The sequence below is a fragment of the Rhodococcus sp. NPDC057529 genome (genome assembly GCF_042802055.1).
In the GTDB taxonomy this organism is placed as follows: Bacteria; Actinomycetota; Actinomycetes; order Mycobacteriales; family Mycobacteriaceae; genus Rhodococcus_F.
Map to the genome: position 1 here is coordinate 386,959 of NZ_JBHVEY010000002.1, position 19,154 is coordinate 406,112.

The following is a 19,154-nucleotide window of genomic DNA, read 5'->3' on the forward strand; positions in this document are numbered from 1 at the left end:
CGTGCATCACGTAGCGGCGTGAGGCGACAGCACCGAAATGTGATCGAAGTTGTTCGATTTCGATCAAGTGGTGAGCGACTCCGCCCACCGGGTACTCAATCGAAAAGGGCACCATGAACCGAAACGAGCTGCCGCACACGTGGCAACCCTCCCGGCGCACCTTTCTCAAGGCCGCGCTCGGCGCCGCGGGCGCCCTGTCGACGGCGGGCCTGCTGTCCGGGTGCACGAGCGGTGTCGACCCCCACCTGATCACCCTCGGATCGCGGCTGTCGGACAAGAACGCCAAGCTCGGCGTCCAGGACGTCGTCGGGATGTTCCAGCAGCAGACCGGCGCCGCCGTGCGCATCAACTCCGTCGACTCCACCTCGTTCCAGGAAAACGTCAACAACTACCTGCAGGGCACACCGGATGACGTGTTCACCTGGATGTCGGGATACCGGATGAAATACTTCGCCGACAAGGGCCTCGTCGACGACGTCAGCTCGGTGTGGCAAGCACGCGGCAGCGGTTTCAGCGACAGTTTCCGCGAGGCGTCCACCGGAACCGACGGCAGGCAGTACCTGATCCCGTTCTTCTACTACCCGTGGGCCGTGTTCTACCGGCCCAGCCTGTGGCAGCAGCGCGGCTACGTGCCGCCGAAGACGTTCGACGAATGGGTGATCCTGTCGAAACGCATGCAGACAGACGGTCTCACCCCCATGGGGTTCGGTGTGCGCGACGGCTGGCCGCCGTTCGGCACGTTCGACTACCTCGACCTGCGCCTCAACGGCGTCGACTTCCACCGCTCCCTGCTCGCGGGCGATGTGAGCTGGACCGACAACCGCGTCCGGTCGGTGTTCGACACCTGGCGTGAGATCCTGCCGTTCCACCAGCCGCAACCGCTGGGCCGCAAGATGTCCGAGGCGCAGCAGGCACTCCTCAACAAGGAGGTCGGCATGCTGGTGGCCGGCATGTTCGTCGCGCAGAGCTTCCCCGCGGGGTCCGACCGGGAGGACCTGGACTTCTTCGCCTTCCCCGAACTCGACTCTGCCGTCGGCACTTCGGCGGTCGAGGCGCCGATGGACGGTTTCATGATGCGCAAGGACCCGCGTAACCTCGGCGGGGCGCAGCAGCTCCTCTCCTTCCTCACCAGCGCCGACGCCGCGGTCGCGTACGCGAAGCAGGACCCGCAGGCGATCCCGGCGCATCGCGGCGCCGACCTGTCGAGTTTCCCTCCGCTCGTGCAGAAGTCGGCCGCCCTCGTGCAGGGCGCCGGGGCGATCACCCAGTTCCTCGACCGGGACACCCGCCCCGACTTCGCGTCCGTCGTGATGATCCCGGCGATGCAGCAGTTCCTCGGCAACCCGAACGACGTCGACGGCCTGGTCCGCAGCATCGAGCGGCAGAAGGCGGCGGTGTTCGGGCAATGAACGCACACGAGCAGACAACGACCATCATCACGGTCCCGACAGGTCAGGTGAATTCATGACCAGCACAGTTCCTCCCCAGACCGGAACCGAACCCCGGACCCCGGCGCCGAAGGTCCGGCGCAGCCGGGGTGACCGGTGGACCATCGCCGTCATGCTCGGGCTGCCCGCCGCGATCGTGATCGGGCTGGTGTGGATTCCCACCGTGTTCACGGTGATCCTGTCGTTCGCACGCTGGGACGGCATCGGCGGCACGTCCACCATCGAGTGGATCGGCCCGCAGAACTACGTCGACGCCGTCCAGGCGTACCCGCCGTTCCAGCAGGCCCTGCACAACAACGTCCTGTGGCTGGCGTTCCTGTTCGTCTTCCCGACGATCCTCGGCATCTTCCTCGCCGTCCTCCTCGACCGGGGTCTGAAGGGGAGCCGGCTGTACCAGAGCATCTTCTACATCCCCGTGGTGTTGTCGATGGCACTGGTCGGGTTCGTGTGGCAGCTGATCTACTCCACCGACGGCGGCGTGCTCAACACCATCCTCGGCACGGACGTCGACTGGCTCGGCAACCCGGACGTCAACATCTGGGCCGTCATGGTCGCCGCGAGCTGGCGGCACACCGGCTACATCATGCTGTTGTACTTGGCGGGCCTCAAGGCCATCGACCCGTCGGTGCGCGAAGCGGCCCTCATGGACGGCGCCGGGCCGATCCGCACGTTCTTCCGGATCGTGTTCCCTCTGATGAAGCCCACCAACCTGCTGATCATCGTCATCACCGTCATCGAGGCCCTGCGCGCCTTCGACCTCGTGTGGGTGATCAACAAGGGTCGCAACGGACTCGAACTCATCTCCGCCCTCGTCACCGCCAATGTCGTGGGCGAAGCGGGCCGGGTCGGATTCGGTTCGGCCCTGGCGACGATCATGCTCGTGATCTCGCTGGTGTTCATATCCTTCTATCTCTGGATCGTGTTGCGGAGCGACGACTGATGACCATGACCACACACCCCACCGACCACAGTGTGCCCGTCGACCGGGCCGGGCCCCGCAACAAGGCGGCGGTCGCGAACCGGCGCCGGCTCGGTACCGCGCACGCGGCGATGTACCTCCTGCTCACCGCGCTGGCGTTGTTGTGGATCTTCCCGCTCCTGTGGGCGCTCTACAACTCGTTCCGCGACTACGACTACGTCCTCACCCACGGCTACCTGTCGGTCGGCGGATTCACGCTGAGCAATTACACCGAGTCGTGGGAGGTCGGCGGAATCCCGCACTACTTCCTCAACTCGATGCTCATCACCATCCCGGCGGTGCTGCTGATCCTGTTCATCGGGTCGATGGCCGCGTTCGTGCTCGCCCGGTTCCCGTGGAAGTTCAACGTGATCATGCTGGCCGTGTTCATCGCGGGCAATCTGCTGCCGCAGCAGACGCTGCTGACCCCGTTGTTCCGCCTGTACAACGCGATTCCGTTGCCGTACTGGATGAGTTCGTCGGGCTCGCTCTACGACAGCTACTGGGGACTGATCCTCGTGCACGTCGCGTTCCAGACCGGGTTCTGCGTGTTCGTGCTGAGCAATTACATGAAGACGGTTCCGCCGGAACTGCTCGAGGCGGCAACCGTGGACGGCGCTGGACTGTTCCGCCAGTACTGGCAGGTGGTGCTCCCACTGTGCCGTCCGGCGCTGGCCGCGCTCGCGACGCTCATGATCACCTGGATATACAACGATTTCTTTTGGGCTCTCGCGTTGATGGTCAGCGGCGACAAGCTGCCGGTCACCACCGCGCTGCAGAATCTGCAGGGCAGCTTCTTCACCGACACCAACCTGCTCGCCGCCGGATCGGTGCTCGTCGCATTGCCGACGGTGCTCGTATTCGTCGCGCTGCAGCGGCATTTCGTTTCCGGACTGACGATGGGAGCCAACAAGTGAGTGCGACAATCCCCCCGCACGCGTACGTTCACCTCACCGCCGGCGGCGTGTCCGTCGTCCTCGACCTCACCGAAGGACGACTGCCGGCGATCGTGCACTGGGGTGCGGCGCTCGGCGACCTCACCCTCGCCGACGTCGAGGCCCTGGCGCAGGCGAACATCGAGCCCCCGGCGGGCAACGTGGTCGATCTCCCGGTGCGCCTGTCGGTACTCCCCGAACACCACACCGGGTGGGTGGGGAAACCCGGGATCGCCGGCCACCGGGACGGCGCCGACTGGTCGCCGCTGTTCACGACGACCACGCTCACGGTCGACGGATCCGAGCACCGGGCGGGACTCGTCGCGGTCGGTGCCGGTGAGGTCCGGGTCGCCGCACACGACCCGGTGGCCGATCTCGGTCTGGTCCTCGACATCGAACTGCTGCCGAGCGGCCTGCTGAGGGCGCGCGCCGAGGTCACGAACGCGGGCGACACGTTCTACGCTCTCGACGACCTCCAGCTCGCATTCCCGGTCCCGCCGCAGGCCCGGGAGATCCTCGACTTCGCGGGCCGGTGGGGGAAGGAACGGACCCCGCAGCGCCGCGAGCTCACCGTCGGCATCCACGAACGCGAAGGACGGAAGGGACGCACCGGCCCGGACGCGGCGACCGTACTCTCCGTCGGCGTGCCCGGTTTCGGCTTCGACCGTGGCGAGGTGTGGGGCACCCACGTCGCGTTCAGCGGCAACCATCGGCACTACGCGGAACGCCTGTTCACCGGTTTTCAGGTGGTCGGCGGCGGGGAGCTGCTCCTGCCGGGCGAAATAAGGCTGGCGGACGGCGAAAGTTACACGACGCCCTGGATCTACGGTGCCTACGGCGACGGACTCGACGCCCAGGCGCATCGCTTCCACGACTACCTCCGGTCGCGGCCCACGCATCCGCGGCGTGCGCGCCCGGTCACGATCAACGTGTGGGAGGCGGTCTACTTCGATCACGACCTCGCCCGGTTGACGGACCTGGCGGATCGCGCGGCGAAGCTCGGCGTCGAACGCTACGTGCTCGACGACGGCTGGTTCCGGTACCGGCGCAACGATCTGGCGGGCCTGGGGGACTGGCACGTCGACGAGACGGTGTGGCCGAGCGGTCTGCATCCGCTGGTCGATCACGTGCGTTCCCTCGGCATGGAATTCGGCCTGTGGTTCGAACCGGAGATGATCAACCTGGATTCCGATCTCGCACGGGAACATCCCGAGTGGGTCATGGCGACCGGCGGGCGCACCCCGGTGCCGTCCCGGAACCAGCAGGTGCTCAATCTGGGGATCCCCGAGGCGTACGACCACATCCTCGAACGGATGTCCGCGATCCTCGGCGAGTACGACATCGCCTACATCAAGTGGGACCACAACCGCGACCTGATCGACGCGGGCACCTCCCCGCTCGGACGGGCCGGCGTCCACGACCAGACTCTCGCGACGTACCGGCTGATGGACGAATTGAAGCGCCGCTTCCCGGGTCTGGAGATCGAATCCTGCTCGTCGGGCGGGGCCCGGGTGGACCTCGGAATCCTCGAGCGCACCGACCGGGTCTGGGTCTCGGACTGCATCGACCCGCTCGAACGTCAGCAGATGAACCGGTGGACGATGCAACTGCTTCCGCCCGAACTGCTCGGCTCCCACATCGCGTCCGGGGTTTCCCACACGACCGGCCGGTACCACCGCCTGTCGTTCCGGGCGGGGACGGCGCTCTACGGTCACCTCGGGATCGAGTGGGACCTCGCGACCGCCACCGAAGACGAAAATGCACAGCTCGCCGTGTGGATCGACCTGTACAAGCGGCACCGGGAACTGCTGCACACGGGAACGATGGTGCGGGCCGACGAGATCGATCCGACCCTGCTCGTCTACGGCGCGGTCGCGCAGGACCGGGCGGAGGCGCTGTTCTTCCTCGCGTACGTCGGGCGATCCGAGGTGTCGCCGCGGGGCAGGTTCACGCTGCCCGGGCTCGACCCCGACCGGCGCTACCGGGTGCGCCCCGTCTTCGCCGGCGAACCGGACGAGGGGATGACACCGCCGGTGTGGTTCAACGTGCCCGCGCAGGATCAGCCGACCGTCACCACGGCACCCGGGGGCGGACGCGCCGACGGACTGTCCGCGGGGAGCGAAGTTCCGGGCGTCTCGCTGACGGGCCGGGCCCTCGCGGTCGTGGGTCTGCAGACACCCGCGTCCTTCCCCGACGACGTGATCGTGCTGTCCGTGACCGAGGAGACGTAACCGCGCACCGAGACGAGAAACACCTCACCGGAACCCGAAGCCGGTGAGGTGTTTTCGTCTGTTCCGGCGGGTGGGTCAGAACTCCATGCCCGCGTCGGCGCCCATCTGCCTGGTCGTGTTTCCGCCGTCGAGGGATTCCCGGATGATGTCGGCGTGTCCGGAGTGATGGGCGGTCTCCCGGATGATGTGCAGCAGGATGCGGCGGGCGGTCCACCACTGCCGCTCGGGCGCCCAGGGGGCGGTGGGCAGCGGGACGAGCACGTCCAGGTCGTCGAGTCCGGCCACGGCGGCCTCCGTCGCGCGGGCCACGTCGGCGTACTCGGCCAGCAGTCCCTCGAGGGTTTCGTCGTCCCGCATGTAGTACTGCTGCATCGACCACTCCATGTCGAACTCCGCGTTCTCGTCGGGTTCGAGAATGGTCTCGATCCAGTGCTTTTCGGTGTGCGACACGTGCTTGATCAGACCCCCGAGCGTCAGGTCGCTGACGGTCGAGCGCTTCCGTGCCTGTTCGTCGTCGATACCGCGGATCGTGATCAGCAGGGTGGCGCGCTGCTCCTGCAGGATCTGGAGGAGGTCGGCGCGTTCGCCGGTGGCCGGGGACTTCTGCGAAGTGGTCATGAGAAGAACGATAGAAGCGATTGAGGTCAGAAACGGTCCTCATTAGGAAGGGCTTCTCAGGGTTTTTCCCGGGGACCGAGTTGGGTGCCTTCCTGGATGTGCGGAAAGTGCCCGGCGAGAAGGATTCTCGGTATGAACATTCCCTTCGCCGGCGCCGGCAACTCGTCCCCTCGAGGAGGTGCCCGGAACACTTTTCACGCGCCCCGATCTGGGTACCCCCTCGGTGACGCACCACGACGTCGTGGGGCGCGGCGCTGCAGAGGCAAGGGAAGTTTTCTTCTCCGTCCGCTCAGCCCACCGATGAAAGGACTCACCATGATCCGCACGACGATGACCGCACTGGCAGCAGTGGCTCTCGTGTTCGGCGCCGCGTCCGTGACCCAGACCGCCGCAGCCCACCCGGCCTGCAACTCCTCCTACGAGGGCACCACCAACGACGAGTACGACCCGGACCCCGACTTCACCGGGACGACCAACGACGAATACGACCCCGATCCCGACTACTCGGGCACGTCCAACCGCGAGTACGACCCGGATCCGGAGTTCCAGCACAGCACCGCCCCGTGCCAGGCGTGAGTCCCGTCGGCGACTCCGGTCAGCGACCCGGGCGCAGCCACGGCGACACACCGGGGGCGAACAGCGCGAGCACTCCCACCGCGACGAGGGCGCTGTAGGCGAGCGGCGCCCACTGCAGCACTCCGGCGGTCGCGTCCCCGGCGTCGGACAGCAGCGTCCACAGGCCCACCCCGCCCGCGGCGCTGAGGACGCCGACGACGGCGAGGGTGATCCGCCCCGCCGTCTTCCGGGCGCGCAGCAGTTGTATGCCCAGCAGGCCGAGCAGGATCAGGACGACGGCGATGGCGCCGCTGCCGATCAGCGTCAGGTTCACCGTGTCGGTGATGTCCGTCGCCGAGTCGCCGGGATTGTCCGCGGCCACCGACGCCTCGAGGGCGTCGCGGACGGCGCCGAGGTCGAGGGCGATGGCCCCGGCGATGCCGGCGAGGACGACGAACGAACCCACCCAGGCGGACAGCGACACCGCGACAGCCTTCGGGGTGGCGTCGGTGGGGGCGGAGCGCAGCGGGGTGACCGCGAACTCCGGGCGCGGCGGGACGGGTCGCGGCGGTGCCGGCCGGCGTGGCGGCTGTTCGGGTGTCGTCACGCTGCGATCCTATCGAGCGGCCGCGTGTAAGTTGGCCGACGCGCACGGGCCGCGTCGGCGGAGCCGACACGACATCCGGGCGGCGGTGCCGACACGAGATCCGGGCGGCGGTGCCGACACGACATCCGGGCGGCGGTGCCGACACGAGATCCGGGCGGCCGGGAACAAATCTCCTCACCCCTCCGTTGAGCCTTACGACAAGATTGAGCGTGCTCGACTCAAGTTCGAATTGACTCCGGATGGTCCCGGAGTGCAAACTTGAGCGGAGGGCGCTCACTAAGCGCCAACATCGCAGTTCAGTACTGAACAACCTGCCCACAGGACTGCAAAACGAAAGTGAGGAACACTATGGCTCGTGCCGTCGGTATCGACCTCGGTACAACGAACTCGGTCGTGTCTGTACTGGAAGGCGGCGAGCCCGTAGTGGTCGCCAACGCCGAAGGTTCACGCACCACCCCGTCGATCGTCGCCTTCGCCAAGAACGGCGAGGTGCTGGTCGGCCAGCCCGCCAAGAACCAGGCCGTCACCAACGTCGACCGCACCATCCGCTCCGTCAAGCGCCACATCGGCACCGACTGGAACGTGGAGATCGACGGCAAGAAGTACACGCCGCAGGAGATCAGCGCGCGCACGCTCATGAAGCTGAAGCGCGACGCCGAAGCCTACCTGGGTGAGGACATCACGGACGCCGTGATCACCGTCCCCGCGTACTTCGAGGACGCCCAGCGTCAGGCCACCAAGGAAGCCGGCCAGATCGCCGGCCTCAACGTCCTGCGCATCGTCAACGAGCCCACCGCGGCCGCACTGGCCTACGGCCTCGACAAGGGCGACAAGGAACAGACCATCCTGGTCTTCGACCTCGGTGGCGGCACCTTCGACGTCTCGCTGCTCGAAATCGGCGACGGCGTCGTCGAGGTCCGCGCCACCTCCGGCGACAACCACCTCGGTGGTGACGACTGGGACGAGCGCATCGTCACGTGGCTCGTCGACAAGTTCAAGGCTCAGAACGGCATCGATCTGACCAAGGACAAGATGGCCCTCCAGCGTCTCCGTGAAGCTGCCGAGAAGGCCAAGATCGAACTGAGCTCGTCGCAGAGCACGTCGATCAACCTGCCCTACATCACCGTCGACGCGGACAAGAACCCGCTGTTCCTCGACGAGCAGTTGTCCCGCAGCGAATTCCAGAAGATCACGTCCGATCTCCTGGACCGCACCCGCGCGCCGTTCCAGGCCGTGATCAAGGACAGCGGCATCGCCGTCAAGGACATCGACCACGTCGTGCTCGTCGGTGGTTCCACCCGTATGCCCGCCGTCTCCGACCTGGTGCGCGAGCTGACCGGTGGCCGTGAGCCCAACAAGGGCGTCAACCCGGACGAGGTCGTCGCCGTCGGCGCCGCCCTGCAGGCCGGCGTCCTCAAGGGCGAGGTCAAGGACGTGCTGCTCCTCGACGTCACCCCGCTGTCCCTCGGCATCGAGACCAAGGGTGGCGTGATGACCAAGCTCATCGAGCGCAACACCACCATCCCGACCAAGCGGTCCGAGACCTTCACCACGGCTGACGACAACCAGCCCTCGGTGCAGATCCAGGTGTTCCAGGGTGAGCGCGAAATCGCCTCGCACAACAAGCTGCTCGGCTCGTTCGAGCTGGCCGACCTGCCGCCCGCCCCGCGTGGCGTGCCGCAGATCGAGGTCACCTTCGACATCGACGCCAACGGCATCGTGCACGTGACCGCGAAGGACAAGGGCACGGGCAAGGAGAACACGATCAAGATCCAGGACGGCTCCGGTCTGTCCAAGGAGGAGATCGAGCGGATGGTCAAGGACGCCGAGGCGCACGCCGAGGAAGACAAGGCCCGCCGCGAGGAGGCCGAGGTGCGCAACCAGGCCGAGTCGCTGGTGCACCAGACCGAGAAGTTCATCAAGGACAACGAGGACAAGGTGCCCGCCGACGTCAAGGAGAAGGTCGAGGCTGCCATCAAGGAAGCCAACGACGCTCTCGCAGGCACCGACATCGCGGCCGTCAAGACTGCGGTCGAGAAGCTGGCCACCGAGTCGCAGGCCCTCGGCCAGGCGATCTACGAGGCCAGTGCCGCCGAGGAAGCCGCCAACACCGACGGCTCCGGCGCGAGCGGTGCCGACGACGTCGTCGACGCCGAGGTCGTGGACGAGCCGTCCGACGCGGAGAAGAAGTGACGTCCGACAACACCGAGCAGGAACCGGTCACTTTCGTGGACAAGCGGAAGATCGACCCCGAGACCGGTCAGACTCGGGACGCGGAACCGGTAGTGGAGCCCCTCTCGGGCACCGCTGCCGCTCCGCAGCCCGGCTCGGTGGACGAAGGGGCCCTGCCGGAGACGGCGGCACCGGAGACGGACGAGTTGGCGGAGCGCACCGCCGACCTGCAGCGACTGCAGGCGGAGTATGCGAACTACCGTCGCCGCGTCCAGCGCGACAAGCAGGCCGACATCGCGAACGCGAAAGCGTCCGTCGTCGGTGAGCTCATCGCGGTGCTGGACGACCTCGACCGCGCCCGCAGCCACGGCGACCTCGACTCGGGGCCGCTGAAGGGTGTGGCGGACAAGCTCACCGGCACCCTCACCTCGCTCGGTCTGAGCGAGTTCGGTGCCGAGGGCGACGCATTCGATCCGGCGCTGCACGAGGCGGTGCAGCACGAGGGCGAGGGTCACGACCCCGTTCTCGGCACGGTGATGCGAAAGGGCTACAAATTCGGTGATCGCGTCCTGCGGCATGCGATGGTAGCTGTGATCGACCGCGCCGGTGATGCCGACGCGAACACCCCCGACGGGGCGGCGAAGCCCGCCGCGTCGGAACAAGAGTAAGAGCGAGAGGAGGAGACGCCCAGTGAGCCAGCGGGAGTGGATCGAAAAGGACTTCTACAAGGAGCTGGGCGTCTCGTCCAACGCATCCGCGGACGAGATCAAGAAGGCGTACCGCAAGCTCGCCCGCGACCTGCACCCCGACGCGAACCCCGGCGACACGAAGGCCGAGGAGCGTTTCAAGTCCGTCAGCGAAGCACACGCCGTGCTGTCCGATCCGGCCAAGCGCAAGGAATACGACGAGGCCCGTCGGCTGTTCGCGAGCGGCGGCTTCGGCCAGGGCGGCGGCGGATTCAACCCCGGGGCCGGCGGTTTCGGTCAGGGCGGATTCGACATCAACGACCTGTTCGGTGGCGGCGGCGCGGCGGCCGGTGACGGCGGCCTCGGCGACATCTTCGGCGGGCTGTTCAACCGGGGCGCCGGCGCCGGCAGCGGCACCCGCACCACCAACCGTCCCCGCCGTGGCAGCGACGTCGAGACGGAGACGACCCTCGAATTCCGCGAGGCCACGCTGGGTGTCACGGTCCCGCTGCGGCTGACCAGCCCGTCGCCGTGCACCACCTGTCACGGCAGCGGTGCCAAGCCGGGCACCAGTCCGCGAGTCTGCCCGCGCTGCAACGGGACCGGGATCGTCAGCCGCAACCAGGGCGCGTTCGGGTTCAGTGAGCCGTGCGACGACTGCCGCGGCACGGGATCCATCATCGACTCGCCGTGCGAGGTGTGCCACGGCAACGGCGTCACCAACCGCACCCGCACCATCACCGTCCGCGTCCCCGCGGGTGTCAGTGACGGGCAGAAGATCCGGTTGGCAGGCCAGGGCGAGGCGGGCCTGCGCGGCGCGCCGTCCGGCGACCTGTTCGTGACGGTCCGGGTGCGTCCCGACAAGGTGTTCGGCCGCAACGGCGACGACCTCACCCTCGTCGTCCCCGTCAGTTACGGTGAGCTCGTGCTCGGAACCACCGTCTCCGTCCCCACCCTGGAGGGCCGGGTCGGTGTGAAGATTCCGGCGGGCACGGCGGACGGCCGGATCCTGCGCGTGCGCGGCCGGGGCGTCCCCAAGCGTGCCGGTGGCGCCGGTGACCTGCTGGTCACGGTCAAGGTCGCCGTTCCGCAGAAGCTCGACGACCCGGCCACCGAAGCACTGAAGACCTATCTGGAAGCAGAGAAGGCCAGCGGATTCGATCCGAGGGCCGGGTGGGCTGGTGCCTGATGAGCGACACGACCGAGGATCCACGCGAAACCGCCGTTGATCCGGATGCCCAGATCTTCGTGATCTCGGTGGCCGCGGAACTCGCGGGGATGCACGCCCAGACGTTGCGCAACTACGACCGGCTCGGGCTCGTCACCCCGCACCGCACGTCCGGGGGTGGGCGACGCTACTCGCCGCGGGATGTGGCGTTGCTCCGCGAGGTGCAGCGACTCTCCCAGGACGAGGGTGTCAATCTCGCCGGGATCAAGCGGATCATCGAACTCACCAACCAGGTGGAGGCTCTGCAGCACCGGGTTCGTGAGCTGGCGGAGGAGATCTCGAAGGTCCACGCCGGTTACCGGCGCGACCTGGTGCCGATCCCGCGGAGCAACGCGCTCGTCGTGTGGAAGCCGCGGCACCAGCGCTGACCGGGCGTTCCGCCGTGTGAACCGGAATCGGTGTCGCACTGATCTAAGTCGGAGTGGATCAGTGCGACACCGCATCCCCAGCCCCCCGGCTTATCGGTCGCGGCTGCCCCAGCGGGGGCCGCGGCGGGTGTGTGAGCGTGGAATGTCCATCTGCTCGAGTCGTGCCTTGATCTCCTCGGTGCTCCACAGTGCCTTGGAGACGGTGGGGGTGGGGGTTTCGGTGACGTGCATGATCATGGTCTCGGTCCTTCGGCGAGTGTTCGGTGGTTGGGTGTGGTCGTCGATCAGGGCTGTCCGTACAGGTGGTAGCCGGCGTTCATGTTCGGGTAGCCCGAATCGATCCAGCTGCTGATGCCGTAGCCGTGGCCGAAGTTGCCGTCGATGCGGGTCCCGTCCACGTCGGTCATGTTGTTGTAGTTGTCGGCGCGGAACACGGCCTGGGCGCCACCGGGCAGCGCGTAGGTGGCGTCCACCTCGACGCCGTTCGGGTCGTTGGAGTATGCCTTCACGATCTGGCTGCTGTGCGGGGCGAGGTAGTCCGACGGCGCCTGCATCCACTGCCCGTACGGGTTCGACGATCCGGCGAGGACCATCGGCAGGTCGGTGTCGTTGCTGATCGTCATCGCGATCGTCGGTCCCGACGTCGGCATCGTGCCTGCGGTGGCGACCCCGGCGGCCGCGACGGCGAATCCGGTGACGGCCAGCGCGGTGGCGGGCAGTGCGATGAAGAGGGCGATGCGGCGGCGGGCGTTGGTGCGCATGATGGCTTCTCCTGAGTTGTGGCTCTTGGGGGGAATGTCTGGGGCCGTGGGGGTTTCGGTTTCCGATCTCCCCGTTTTCCGGTGTGCATCAACTATGTCGCGTATGCGCGCCGCAGTCTGTCCACCGACGGGACCGAGGGCGGGATGAATCCGGTGTCCTCCGATCAGGGGACACCGGCGCCGCGAAGTGCTCCGCGCGGGCCCGGTCTCGTGAGAAAGTGAGCAATGGACTTCGCCGGAGTCGACCCGGACCGGACCGCGCCGTGACCGGCGTGCGGGTAGTGGTGGGAGACGACCACCCGATCTTCCGGGACGGTGTCGTCCGTGCCCTCCTCGCGAGCGGCGACATCGACGTGGTCGGTGAGGCGGACGACGGTGCGGCGGCGCTCGCCCTGATCCGCGAACTCGCCCCCGACGTCGCACTGCTCGACTATCGGATGCCCGAACTCGACGGTTCGCAGGTGGCGGCGGCCGTGCGTCGTGCCGAACTCGCCACCCGGGTGCTGCTGCTGTCGGCGCACGACGAGTCCGCGATCGTCTACCACGCATTGCAGGAGGGGGCGGCGGGATTCCTGCCGAAGGAGTCGACGCGGGCGGAGATCGTGAAAGCGGTCCTGGACTGCGCGCAGGGCCGCGACGTCCTGCCCGCCTCCCTCGCCGTCGGGCTGGCCGGCGAGGTGCGCCGCCGCAGCGAACCGGTGGGGCCGGTGCTGAGCGGCCGGGAGAAGGAGGTGCTGGCGCTCATCGCGCGCGGCCAGAGCATTCCCACGATCGCCGGCGAACTGTACCTGGCACCGTCGACGGTCAAGACCCACGTCCAGCGGCTGTACGAGAAACTCGGGGTGAGCGACCGCGCGGCCGCCGTCGCCGAGGCGATGCGACGCGGTTTGCTGGAGTGACGTGCGCGAGACGTCGCAGAGTCGCGTAGTTCGCCGCTACACCACCGAGGCGGTCCGGGTGACCGCCATTCTCCGGCTCCCCCTGATCGGGCTGATGGCGTTGCTCGGGCCGGTGATCAGCGTGACGCACTGGCAGCCCGACGTGTTCGCCGGGCTGCTGATCGCATATGCGCTGCTCGCGGCCGGCTGGCTGATCTTCGTCCTCGTCCGGGACGTCGGGCCGTGGGCAGGCTGGGTGTCCACCGCCGCGGACGTCTCGGCGGTGGTGGCGTTGTGCATCGCGTCGGGCGGCGCGACGTCGGTGCTGTTGCCGGTGTTCTTCCTGCTGCCGATCTCGGTGGCGTTCCAGTACCGGCCGCGGCTGACGGCGATCGTCGGGGTCTGCACGGCAGTCGGGTACCAGGTGGTGTGGGTCGTCTACTCGAAACGCGACGACCTCGTGGGGTTCCCCGACGAGGTGTACCTCTACTTCGGTTTCCTGTTGTGGCTCGCGGCCGCGACGACGGCATTGTCGTACGTGCTGGTGCGCCGTTCCGCGACCGTCATCTCACTGATGGATGTACGCAGGCAGCTGATCGCGGAGTCGATGGGCGCCGAGGAACGCGAGCGACGGCAACTCGCCGAGCACCTCCACGACGGGCCCCTGCAGAATGTCCTCGCGGCCCGGCTCGATGTGGAAGAGGCACTGGAGCGGAACCCGGACGCGCAGCTCGACGCCGCCGAGGCCGCCCTCCGCGAGACCGCGGCGCAACTGCGCTCCACCGTCACCACCCTGCATCCGCAGGTACTCGCGCAGCTGGGCCTGACCGCGGCGCTGCGGGAACTCGCGGACCTGTTCTCCCGGCGCGGTGAGATCGAGATGTCGGTGAGCCTCGACGACGTCGGTCACCCCGACTGCCAGGAGCTGCTCTACCGGGTGGCGCGGGAACTGCTCACCAACGTCACCAAGCATGCGCGTGCCACGAAGGTCGAACTCGCGCTCACCCGCGCCGGCGGGCGTACCACGTTGACGGTCGCCGACGACGGCACCGGATTCGATCCCGCCGTCGTCCCGGAACGGGTGGCGCAGGGGCACATCGGACTGGCGTCGCACATCGTGCGGGTCGAGAGCCTCGGCGGCACCTTCGACGTCACGTCCTCGCCCGGATCGGGCACCCGGGTGGTGGTGACGGTCCCCGATGCCGGATGACGACCAGCGGATGGATCACCGCGGGTGGCGGCCCTCGGCGAATTCCTCGACGATCTTCGCGCAGAACGCGGGGAGGTCGTCCGGGTTGCGGCTGGAGACCAATCCGTTGTCGACCACCACTTCCTCGTCGACGACGGTTCCGCCGGCGTTGCGGATGTCCGTGCGCACGCTCGGATACGACGTGAGGGTGCGGCCGCGGACGACATCGGCTTCGACGAGCGTCCACGGTCCGTGGCAGATCACGCCCACTGGTTTGCCCGAAGTGACGAAGTCGCGGACGAATCCGACGGCCGACGCGTCCATCCGCAGGTGGTCGGGGTTCGTGGTGCCGCCCGGCAGGATCAGTGCGTCGAAGGCGGCGGCGGACACGTCGCCGACGACGGCGTCGACGGCATAGGTGCCTGCCTCGTTCACGTCCGAGGTCATCGCCTGGATCTTGCCGGGGGCCAGCGAGAGCAGCTGGACCTGCGCGCCGGCCTTCTCCACGGCGGTGCGGGGTTCGACGAGCTCGACTTCTTCGACGCCGTCGGTGGCGAGGATCGCGACCTTCCGGCCGCGCAGTGTGTCTGCCGATGTCATGGCAATTCCTTTCGACGAGAAGGTGTTACGGCTTCAGGAGGATCTTCACCGCGCCGTCCTGCTTCTTCTGGAAGATCTCGTACGCGTGCGGTGCGTGGTCCAGGGGCAGTTCGTGAGTGGCGAACGTGTCGACGCCCAGGGGGTCGGCGTCGGTGAGCAGCGGCAGGATGTCGGGTGCCCACCGCTTGACGTTGGCCTGACCCATGTGCAGCTGAATCTGCTTGTCGAACAACGTGAGCATCGGGATCGGGTCGGCCATCCCGCCGTATACCCCGCTGAGCGAGATGGTGCCGCCGCGCCGCACGATGTCGATCGCCGAGTACAGGGCGTGCAGGCGGTCGATTCCCGCCGTCGACATCAGCCTGCCCGCGACGGCGTCGGGAAGGAACGAGGTGACCTGTTGCAGGAGCTTCGCGGTGGGGGAGCCGTGCGCCTCCATGCCGACGGCGTCGATGACGGAATCGGGACCGCGGCCGTGGGTCATGTCGCGGATCACGCCGCCGAGTTCGCTCCCGGCGTCGTTCAGGTCGACCGTCTCGATCTGCCGCGCCTTCGCTCGGGCGAGACGCTCGGGTACGAGGTCCACGCCGATGACGCGAAAACCCTTGTGTGCGGCGATGCGTGCCGCCATGTCACCGATCGGCCCCAGTCCGAGAACGACGACGGAGCCGCCCTCGGGCACGTTCGCGTATTCGACGGCCTGCCATGCCGTCGGCAGCACGTCGGACAGGTACACGAACCGCGAATCCGGCGGGCCCTCGGGGACCTTGATGTGGGTGTTCTTCACGTGCGGCACCCGGAGATACTGGGCCTGACCGCCGGGGACGCTCCCGTACAGCTTCGAGTACCCGAACAGTGCCGCACCCATGCCCTCGTCCCGGATCTGCGTGACCTCGCATTGGGTGAACAGTTTCCGGTCGCACATATGGCAACGGCCGCAGGATATCTGGAACGGAATGACCACCCGGTCACCGATCTTCACGTCCGTCACCTCGGACCCCACCTCGCGGACGATGCCCATCGGCTCGTGCCCGAGGATGTCGCCCTCGCTCATGAACGCGCCGAGCACCTCGTACAGGTGCAGGTCGGAACCGCAGATGTTGGTGGTGGTGATCTCGACGATCGCGTCCGTCTTCTGTTCGATCACCGGGTCGGGCACGGTGTCGACGCTGACCTTCCGTCTGCCCTGCCAGGTGACCGCTCTCATCGTGCTCTCCGGTTCGCCTTCACGAGGGCTTCGACGAGTTCGTCCTTGGTCATGGTCGACCGGCCGTGGATGTCGAGTCTCTGCGCGAGGTGCATCAGGTGCTCCTTGCTCGCGTTGGCGTCGACGCCCTCGGCGGTCTCGCCGGACGGGTTCGGGCCGCCGCTCTCCGCACGTTCGTCGGAGGGGCCCTTCTCGGCCTTGGCCTCCCAGTGGTCGCCGACCTTCTCGTAGCTGTGTTTGAGGGCATCGAACGCGACGCGATGCGCTCGTTCCTCGTCCCCGTACTGGTCCATCGCGGAGTCGTACACCTTGGCGAACGTGCGCTGCGCCTTCTCGGACGACTTCTTCAGGGTTTCCGGGAGTTCGCTCTTCTTCGGCTTGCCGCTCTCGGTGGTCTTCGGCACGGGAATCCTCCTCGGGTGTGGCGGTGCCCTCGCGGACGATTACCCGACTCCCGGAGATTTACGCGACGGGCGGGGGCACGCCGCCGGGCACCGGGGCCAGCGCCTGCTCGAGCAGGCCCAGTGCGTGTTCGGTCGTGGCGGTCACGACGTCCTGCGGTTCACCGTCGAAGTGCCGCATCTCGGTGTCGATGCGGCCGTGGGCGAAGAGTCCGAACCAGACGGTGCCCGGCGGTTGCCCGTCCTGGGGGTCGGGGCCGCCCGCGCCGGTCACCGCGACGGCGACGTCGGCGCCGAGCAGTTCCGCGACCGCCCCCGCCATCGCGCGGGCACTGGCTTCGCTGACGACGGGACCGTCCGGCACCTTCAGCACCCGGTGTTTCACCTCGCTGGAATAGGCGACCACGCTGCCCCGGTACCAGTCGGAGGACGCGGGTGCGGCGCCGAGAAGGCACGAGATCTGTCCGCCGGTGAGGGATTCCGCTGTCGCGAGGAAGACGTGCGCACTCCGGGCCGCTGTCGAGATTCGTTCGGCAACCCGATCCTGCGGAGTCATGGATCTCACGTTATCGGACGTGACCCGGCCGGGTGGGGCGGCCGACACCCCAACGGGAGTGGAACAGGTTTCAGTTTTGTGGGTTTCCGGTTAGGGTGTCGGTGACCCAGGACACAGAAAATCCAGGCCGTCGGACGACGCACCCCGGCCTCGCGGGAGTAGAAGGATCACAGATGACCGACGAGTTCGCAGATCTGCATCGACCCGCCTTCGCTGCAGACCTCCTCATCACTGCACTGGACCGCAATTCCGACAAGCCGGCGCTCTATCTCGGCGACGTCGTTCTCACCGGCGGTGAGATGCGCGATCAGATCAGTTGCTTTGCGCAGGCACTGGCTTCGCTCGGGATCGGCAAGGGGACGAGCACCGCCATGCTGTCCAAGAACCGGCCCGAGGTGCTCATCAGCATGGGCGCCACCATGATCTCCGGATGCCGCGCCAGCGCGCTGAACCCGATGGGCTCGCTCGACGACCACCTCTACATCGTCGGCGACGCCGCGATTCAGACCCTGATCTTCGATCCCACCGCCTTCGAGGGGCGTGCCGCCGAACTGGTGGCGCAGTCGCCGTCGATCGAGAACGTGTTGTCGTTGGGGCCGTCGGAGGTGGGCACCGACATCCTGGCGCTCGCCGAGACGTTCACCCCGCAACGCCTGCGGGCGGCGGACGTGGCCGCCGACGACAACAGCAGCATGGTCTACACCGGCGGCACGACGGGCAAGCCGAAGGGCGTCGTCGGCTCCTACCAGTCCGGCGCGACGTTGAATCAGATCCAGATGGCCGAATGGCAGTGGCCCGACGAACCGCGCTTCCTCATCTGCACGCCGCTGTCGCACGCGGGCGCGGCCTTCTTCATTCCCACCTTGCTGCGCGGCGGCGCGCTGATCGTGCTGCCCGCGTTCGAACCCGGCGCCGTCCTCGAGGCGATCGAGAAGCACAAGATCTCCGCGACGATGCTCGTCCCCACCATGATCTACCTGCTGATGGACCATCCCGACCTGCCGAAGCGGGACGTGTCCAGCCTGCAGACGCTGTTCTATGGCGCGTCGGCGATGTCGCCTGCCCGGCTGAAGGAGGGCATCGAGAAGTTCGGCCGGATCTTCTTCCAGTTCTACGGGCAGACCGAATGCGGAATGACCATCGCCGTGCTGCGGAAGGAGGAGCACCTGCCGGACGACCCCAGTCGGCTCGCGACGTGCGGACGTCCCGTGCCCTGGCTGAACGTGGCGCTGCTCGACGACGACCTGAACGAGGTCCCGCAGGGTGAACTCGGCGAGATCTGCGTCCGCGGCCCCCTCGTCATGAAGGGGTACTGGAACAAACCCGACGAGACGGCCGAGGCGTTTCGCGGCGGGTGGCTGCACACGGGCGACGTCGCGCGCAAGGACAAGGACGGTTTCATGACGATCGTCGACCGCAAGAAGGACATGATCGTCACCGGCGGATTCAACGTGTTCCCCCGCGAGATCGAGGACGTCATCTCGGCGCACCCCGCCGTCGGTTCGGTCGCGGTGGTCGGCGTCCCGGACGAGAAGTGGGGCGAGGCCGTCAAGGCGTGCGTGGTGCTGCGGACGGGACGGACGGTGGAGGCCGCCGAACTCGTCGAACGGGTGCGGGCCGCGAAGGGATCGGTGCACGCCCCCAAGTCGATCGATTTCGTCGACACCCTGCCCCTGACCCCGCTGGGCAAACTGGACAAGAAGGCGCTGCGCTCCCGGTACTGGGAAAGTGCAGACCGAGCGGTCGGATAGCACGA

The 19,154-nt window shown here is 67.6% G+C and carries 20 protein-coding genes; 12 read left to right on the plus strand and 8 right to left on the minus strand.

Annotated elements, in window-relative coordinates; genetic code table 11:
- Nucleotides 1-113 precede the first annotated feature (113 nt).
- Genes ACFU5V_RS04815 through ACFU5V_RS04830 form a run of 4 tightly spaced genes read left to right on the plus strand, consistent with a single transcriptional unit; the run spans nucleotide 114 to nucleotide 5,572 of the window.
- Nucleotides 114-1,409, plus strand: a complete 1,296-nt coding sequence (locus ACFU5V_RS04815; RefSeq protein WP_378697295.1) for an ABC transporter substrate-binding protein — start codon at nucleotides 114-116, stop codon at nucleotides 1,407-1,409.
- Nucleotides 1,410-1,464: 55 nt separating this feature from the next.
- The gene (locus ACFU5V_RS04820; protein WP_378697297.1) at nucleotides 1,465-2,388 is read left to right on the plus strand and encodes a carbohydrate ABC transporter permease; all 924 of its coding nucleotides are present in this window, start codon (nucleotides 1,465-1,467) and stop codon (nucleotides 2,386-2,388) included.
- A complete protein-coding gene (locus tag ACFU5V_RS04825) occupies nucleotides 2,388-3,323 on the plus strand; it encodes a carbohydrate ABC transporter permease (RefSeq protein WP_378430144.1) in 936 nt (311 codons plus the stop codon). Before ACFU5V_RS04820 ends, ACFU5V_RS04825 begins: the two co-directional genes overlap by 1 nt.
- Nucleotides 3,320-5,572 (plus strand): alpha-galactosidase, encoded by a 2,253-nt coding sequence (locus ACFU5V_RS04830; RefSeq protein ID WP_378697302.1) that lies wholly within the window; start codon nucleotides 3,320-3,322, stop codon nucleotides 5,570-5,572. Before ACFU5V_RS04825 ends, ACFU5V_RS04830 begins: the two co-directional genes overlap by 4 nt.
- A gap of 75 nt (nucleotides 5,573-5,647) precedes the next feature.
- Here the strand turns inward: ACFU5V_RS04830 and ACFU5V_RS04835 are convergent, their stop codons facing one another.
- Nucleotides 5,648-6,190, minus strand: coding sequence for a DinB family protein (locus tag ACFU5V_RS04835; protein ID WP_378697304.1), 543 nt, complete (start codon nucleotides 6,188-6,190; stop codon nucleotides 5,648-5,650).
- A gap of 315 nt (nucleotides 6,191-6,505) precedes the next feature.
- Between ACFU5V_RS04835 and ACFU5V_RS04840 the strand changes: the two genes are divergently transcribed.
- Nucleotides 6,506-6,766, plus strand: coding sequence for a hypothetical protein (locus ACFU5V_RS04840; RefSeq protein WP_378430141.1), 261 nt, complete (start codon nucleotides 6,506-6,508; stop codon nucleotides 6,764-6,766).
- 19 nt (nucleotides 6,767-6,785) lie between these two features.
- Here the strand turns inward: ACFU5V_RS04840 and ACFU5V_RS04845 are convergent, their stop codons facing one another.
- Nucleotides 6,786-7,352 (minus strand): hypothetical protein, encoded by a 567-nt coding sequence (locus ACFU5V_RS04845; RefSeq protein WP_378430140.1) that lies wholly within the window; start codon nucleotides 7,350-7,352, stop codon nucleotides 6,786-6,788.
- A gap of 348 nt (nucleotides 7,353-7,700) precedes the next feature.
- Here ACFU5V_RS04845 and dnaK point away from each other — a divergent pair, with 348 nt between their 5' ends.
- The 4 genes from dnaK to ACFU5V_RS04865 are packed head-to-tail and all read left to right on the plus strand — an operon-like array spanning nucleotide 7,701 to nucleotide 11,806.
- Nucleotides 7,701-9,545 carry a molecular chaperone DnaK gene (gene dnaK, locus ACFU5V_RS04850; protein ID WP_072937401.1) on the plus strand — a complete coding sequence of 615 codons (1,845 nt, stop codon included), beginning with the start codon at nucleotides 7,701-7,703 and terminating at the stop codon, nucleotides 9,543-9,545.
- Complete coding sequence (gene grpE, locus ACFU5V_RS04855; protein ID WP_378430139.1) at nucleotides 9,542-10,192, plus strand: nucleotide exchange factor GrpE; 651 nt, start codon at nucleotides 9,542-9,544, stop codon at nucleotides 10,190-10,192. Before dnaK ends, grpE begins: the two co-directional genes overlap by 4 nt.
- 22 nt (nucleotides 10,193-10,214) lie before the next feature.
- Nucleotides 10,215-11,399 (plus strand): molecular chaperone DnaJ, encoded by a 1,185-nt coding sequence (gene dnaJ, locus ACFU5V_RS04860; protein ID WP_378430138.1) that lies wholly within the window; start codon nucleotides 10,215-10,217, stop codon nucleotides 11,397-11,399.
- A complete protein-coding gene (locus tag ACFU5V_RS04865) occupies nucleotides 11,399-11,806 on the plus strand; it encodes a heat shock protein transcriptional repressor HspR (protein WP_378430137.1) in 408 nt (135 codons plus the stop codon). The genes dnaJ and ACFU5V_RS04865 overlap by 1 nt, the downstream gene beginning before the upstream one ends.
- Before the next feature lie 90 nt (nucleotides 11,807-11,896).
- Here ACFU5V_RS04865 and ACFU5V_RS04870 read toward each other — a convergent pair whose 3' ends face one another.
- Together ACFU5V_RS04870 and ACFU5V_RS04875 are read right to left on the minus strand one after the other, a co-directional pair.
- On the minus strand, nucleotides 11,897-12,043 hold the full coding sequence (locus ACFU5V_RS04870; protein WP_378697306.1) for a hypothetical protein: 147 nt from the start codon (nucleotides 12,041-12,043) through the stop codon (nucleotides 11,897-11,899).
- Nucleotides 12,044-12,090: 47 nt separating this feature from the next.
- On the minus strand, nucleotides 12,091-12,567 hold the full coding sequence (locus ACFU5V_RS04875; protein ID WP_206006068.1) for a hypothetical protein: 477 nt from the start codon (nucleotides 12,565-12,567) through the stop codon (nucleotides 12,091-12,093).
- A 263-nt stretch (nucleotides 12,568-12,830) separates the two neighbouring features.
- Between ACFU5V_RS04875 and ACFU5V_RS04880 the strand changes: the two genes are divergently transcribed.
- A complete protein-coding gene (locus ACFU5V_RS04880) occupies nucleotides 12,831-13,466 on the plus strand; it encodes a response regulator (RefSeq protein WP_378430166.1) in 636 nt (211 codons plus the stop codon).
- A 1-nt stretch (nucleotide 13,467) separates the two neighbouring features.
- Nucleotides 13,468-14,655 (plus strand): sensor histidine kinase, encoded by a 1,188-nt coding sequence (locus tag ACFU5V_RS04885; protein WP_378697308.1) that lies wholly within the window; start codon nucleotides 13,468-13,470, stop codon nucleotides 14,653-14,655.
- A 15-nt stretch (nucleotides 14,656-14,670) separates the two neighbouring features.
- Here the strand turns inward: ACFU5V_RS04885 and ACFU5V_RS04890 are convergent, their stop codons facing one another.
- The 4 genes from ACFU5V_RS04890 to ACFU5V_RS04905 are packed head-to-tail and all read right to left on the minus strand — an operon-like array spanning nucleotide 14,671 to nucleotide 17,398.
- Entirely contained in the window at nucleotides 14,671-15,234 is a 564-nt protein-coding gene (locus ACFU5V_RS04890; protein ID WP_378697310.1) for a type 1 glutamine amidotransferase domain-containing protein, read from the minus strand.
- Between the two features lie 25 nt (nucleotides 15,235-15,259).
- Nucleotides 15,260-16,441 carry a zinc-dependent alcohol dehydrogenase gene (locus ACFU5V_RS04895; RefSeq protein WP_378430133.1) on the minus strand — a complete coding sequence of 394 codons (1,182 nt, stop codon included), beginning with the start codon at nucleotides 16,439-16,441 and terminating at the stop codon, nucleotides 15,260-15,262.
- A complete protein-coding gene (locus tag ACFU5V_RS04900) occupies nucleotides 16,438-16,845 on the minus strand; it encodes a ChaB family protein (RefSeq protein WP_378430132.1) in 408 nt (135 codons plus the stop codon). Before ACFU5V_RS04900 ends, ACFU5V_RS04895 begins: the two co-directional genes overlap by 4 nt.
- Before the next feature lie 58 nt (nucleotides 16,846-16,903).
- Nucleotides 16,904-17,398 carry a CinA family protein gene (locus ACFU5V_RS04905; RefSeq protein WP_378430131.1) on the minus strand — a complete coding sequence of 165 codons (495 nt, stop codon included), beginning with the start codon at nucleotides 17,396-17,398 and terminating at the stop codon, nucleotides 16,904-16,906.
- A gap of 173 nt (nucleotides 17,399-17,571) precedes the next feature.
- Between ACFU5V_RS04905 and ACFU5V_RS04910 the strand changes: the two genes are divergently transcribed.
- Nucleotides 17,572-19,149 (plus strand): AMP-binding protein, encoded by a 1,578-nt coding sequence (locus ACFU5V_RS04910; RefSeq protein ID WP_378697312.1) that lies wholly within the window; start codon nucleotides 17,572-17,574, stop codon nucleotides 19,147-19,149.
- The last annotated feature ends 5 nt before the right edge of the window (nucleotides 19,150-19,154 follow it).

What these genes read in the sequence shown, in the direction of transcription:
- ACFU5V_RS04835 (WP_378697304.1), bottom strand. Translation starts at nt 6,190, where the DNA reads ATGACCACTTCGCAGAAGTCCCCGGCCACCGGCGAACGCGCCGACCTC.
- dnaK (WP_072937401.1), top strand. Translation starts at nt 7,701, where the DNA reads ATGGCTCGTGCCGTCGGTATCGACCTCGGTACAACGAACTCGGTCGTG.
- ACFU5V_RS04820 (WP_378697297.1), top strand. Translation starts at nt 1,465, where the DNA reads ATGACCAGCACAGTTCCTCCCCAGACCGGAACCGAACCCCGGACCCCG.
- ACFU5V_RS04825 (WP_378430144.1), top strand. Translation starts at nt 2,388, where the DNA reads ATGACCATGACCACACACCCCACCGACCACAGTGTGCCCGTCGACCGG.
- ACFU5V_RS04895 (WP_378430133.1), bottom strand. Translation starts at nt 16,441, where the DNA reads ATGAGAGCGGTCACCTGGCAGGGCAGACGGAAGGTCAGCGTCGACACC.
- ACFU5V_RS04815 (WP_378697295.1), top strand. Translation starts at nt 114, where the DNA reads ATGAACCGAAACGAGCTGCCGCACACGTGGCAACCCTCCCGGCGCACC.
- ACFU5V_RS04840 (WP_378430141.1), top strand. Translation starts at nt 6,506, where the DNA reads ATGATCCGCACGACGATGACCGCACTGGCAGCAGTGGCTCTCGTGTTC.
- ACFU5V_RS04905 (WP_378430131.1), bottom strand. Translation starts at nt 17,398, where the DNA reads ATGACTCCGCAGGATCGGGTTGCCGAACGAATCTCGACAGCGGCCCGG.
- ACFU5V_RS04890 (WP_378697310.1), bottom strand. Translation starts at nt 15,234, where the DNA reads ATGACATCGGCAGACACACTGCGCGGCCGGAAGGTCGCGATCCTCGCC.
- ACFU5V_RS04865 (WP_378430137.1), top strand. Translation starts at nt 11,399, where the DNA reads ATGAGCGACACGACCGAGGATCCACGCGAAACCGCCGTTGATCCGGAT.
- ACFU5V_RS04870 (WP_378697306.1), bottom strand. Translation starts at nt 12,043, where the DNA reads ATGATCATGCACGTCACCGAAACCCCCACCCCCACCGTCTCCAAGGCA.
- ACFU5V_RS04910 (WP_378697312.1), top strand. Translation starts at nt 17,572, where the DNA reads ATGACCGACGAGTTCGCAGATCTGCATCGACCCGCCTTCGCTGCAGAC.
- ACFU5V_RS04875 (WP_206006068.1), bottom strand. Translation starts at nt 12,567, where the DNA reads ATGCGCACCAACGCCCGCCGCCGCATCGCCCTCTTCATCGCACTGCCC.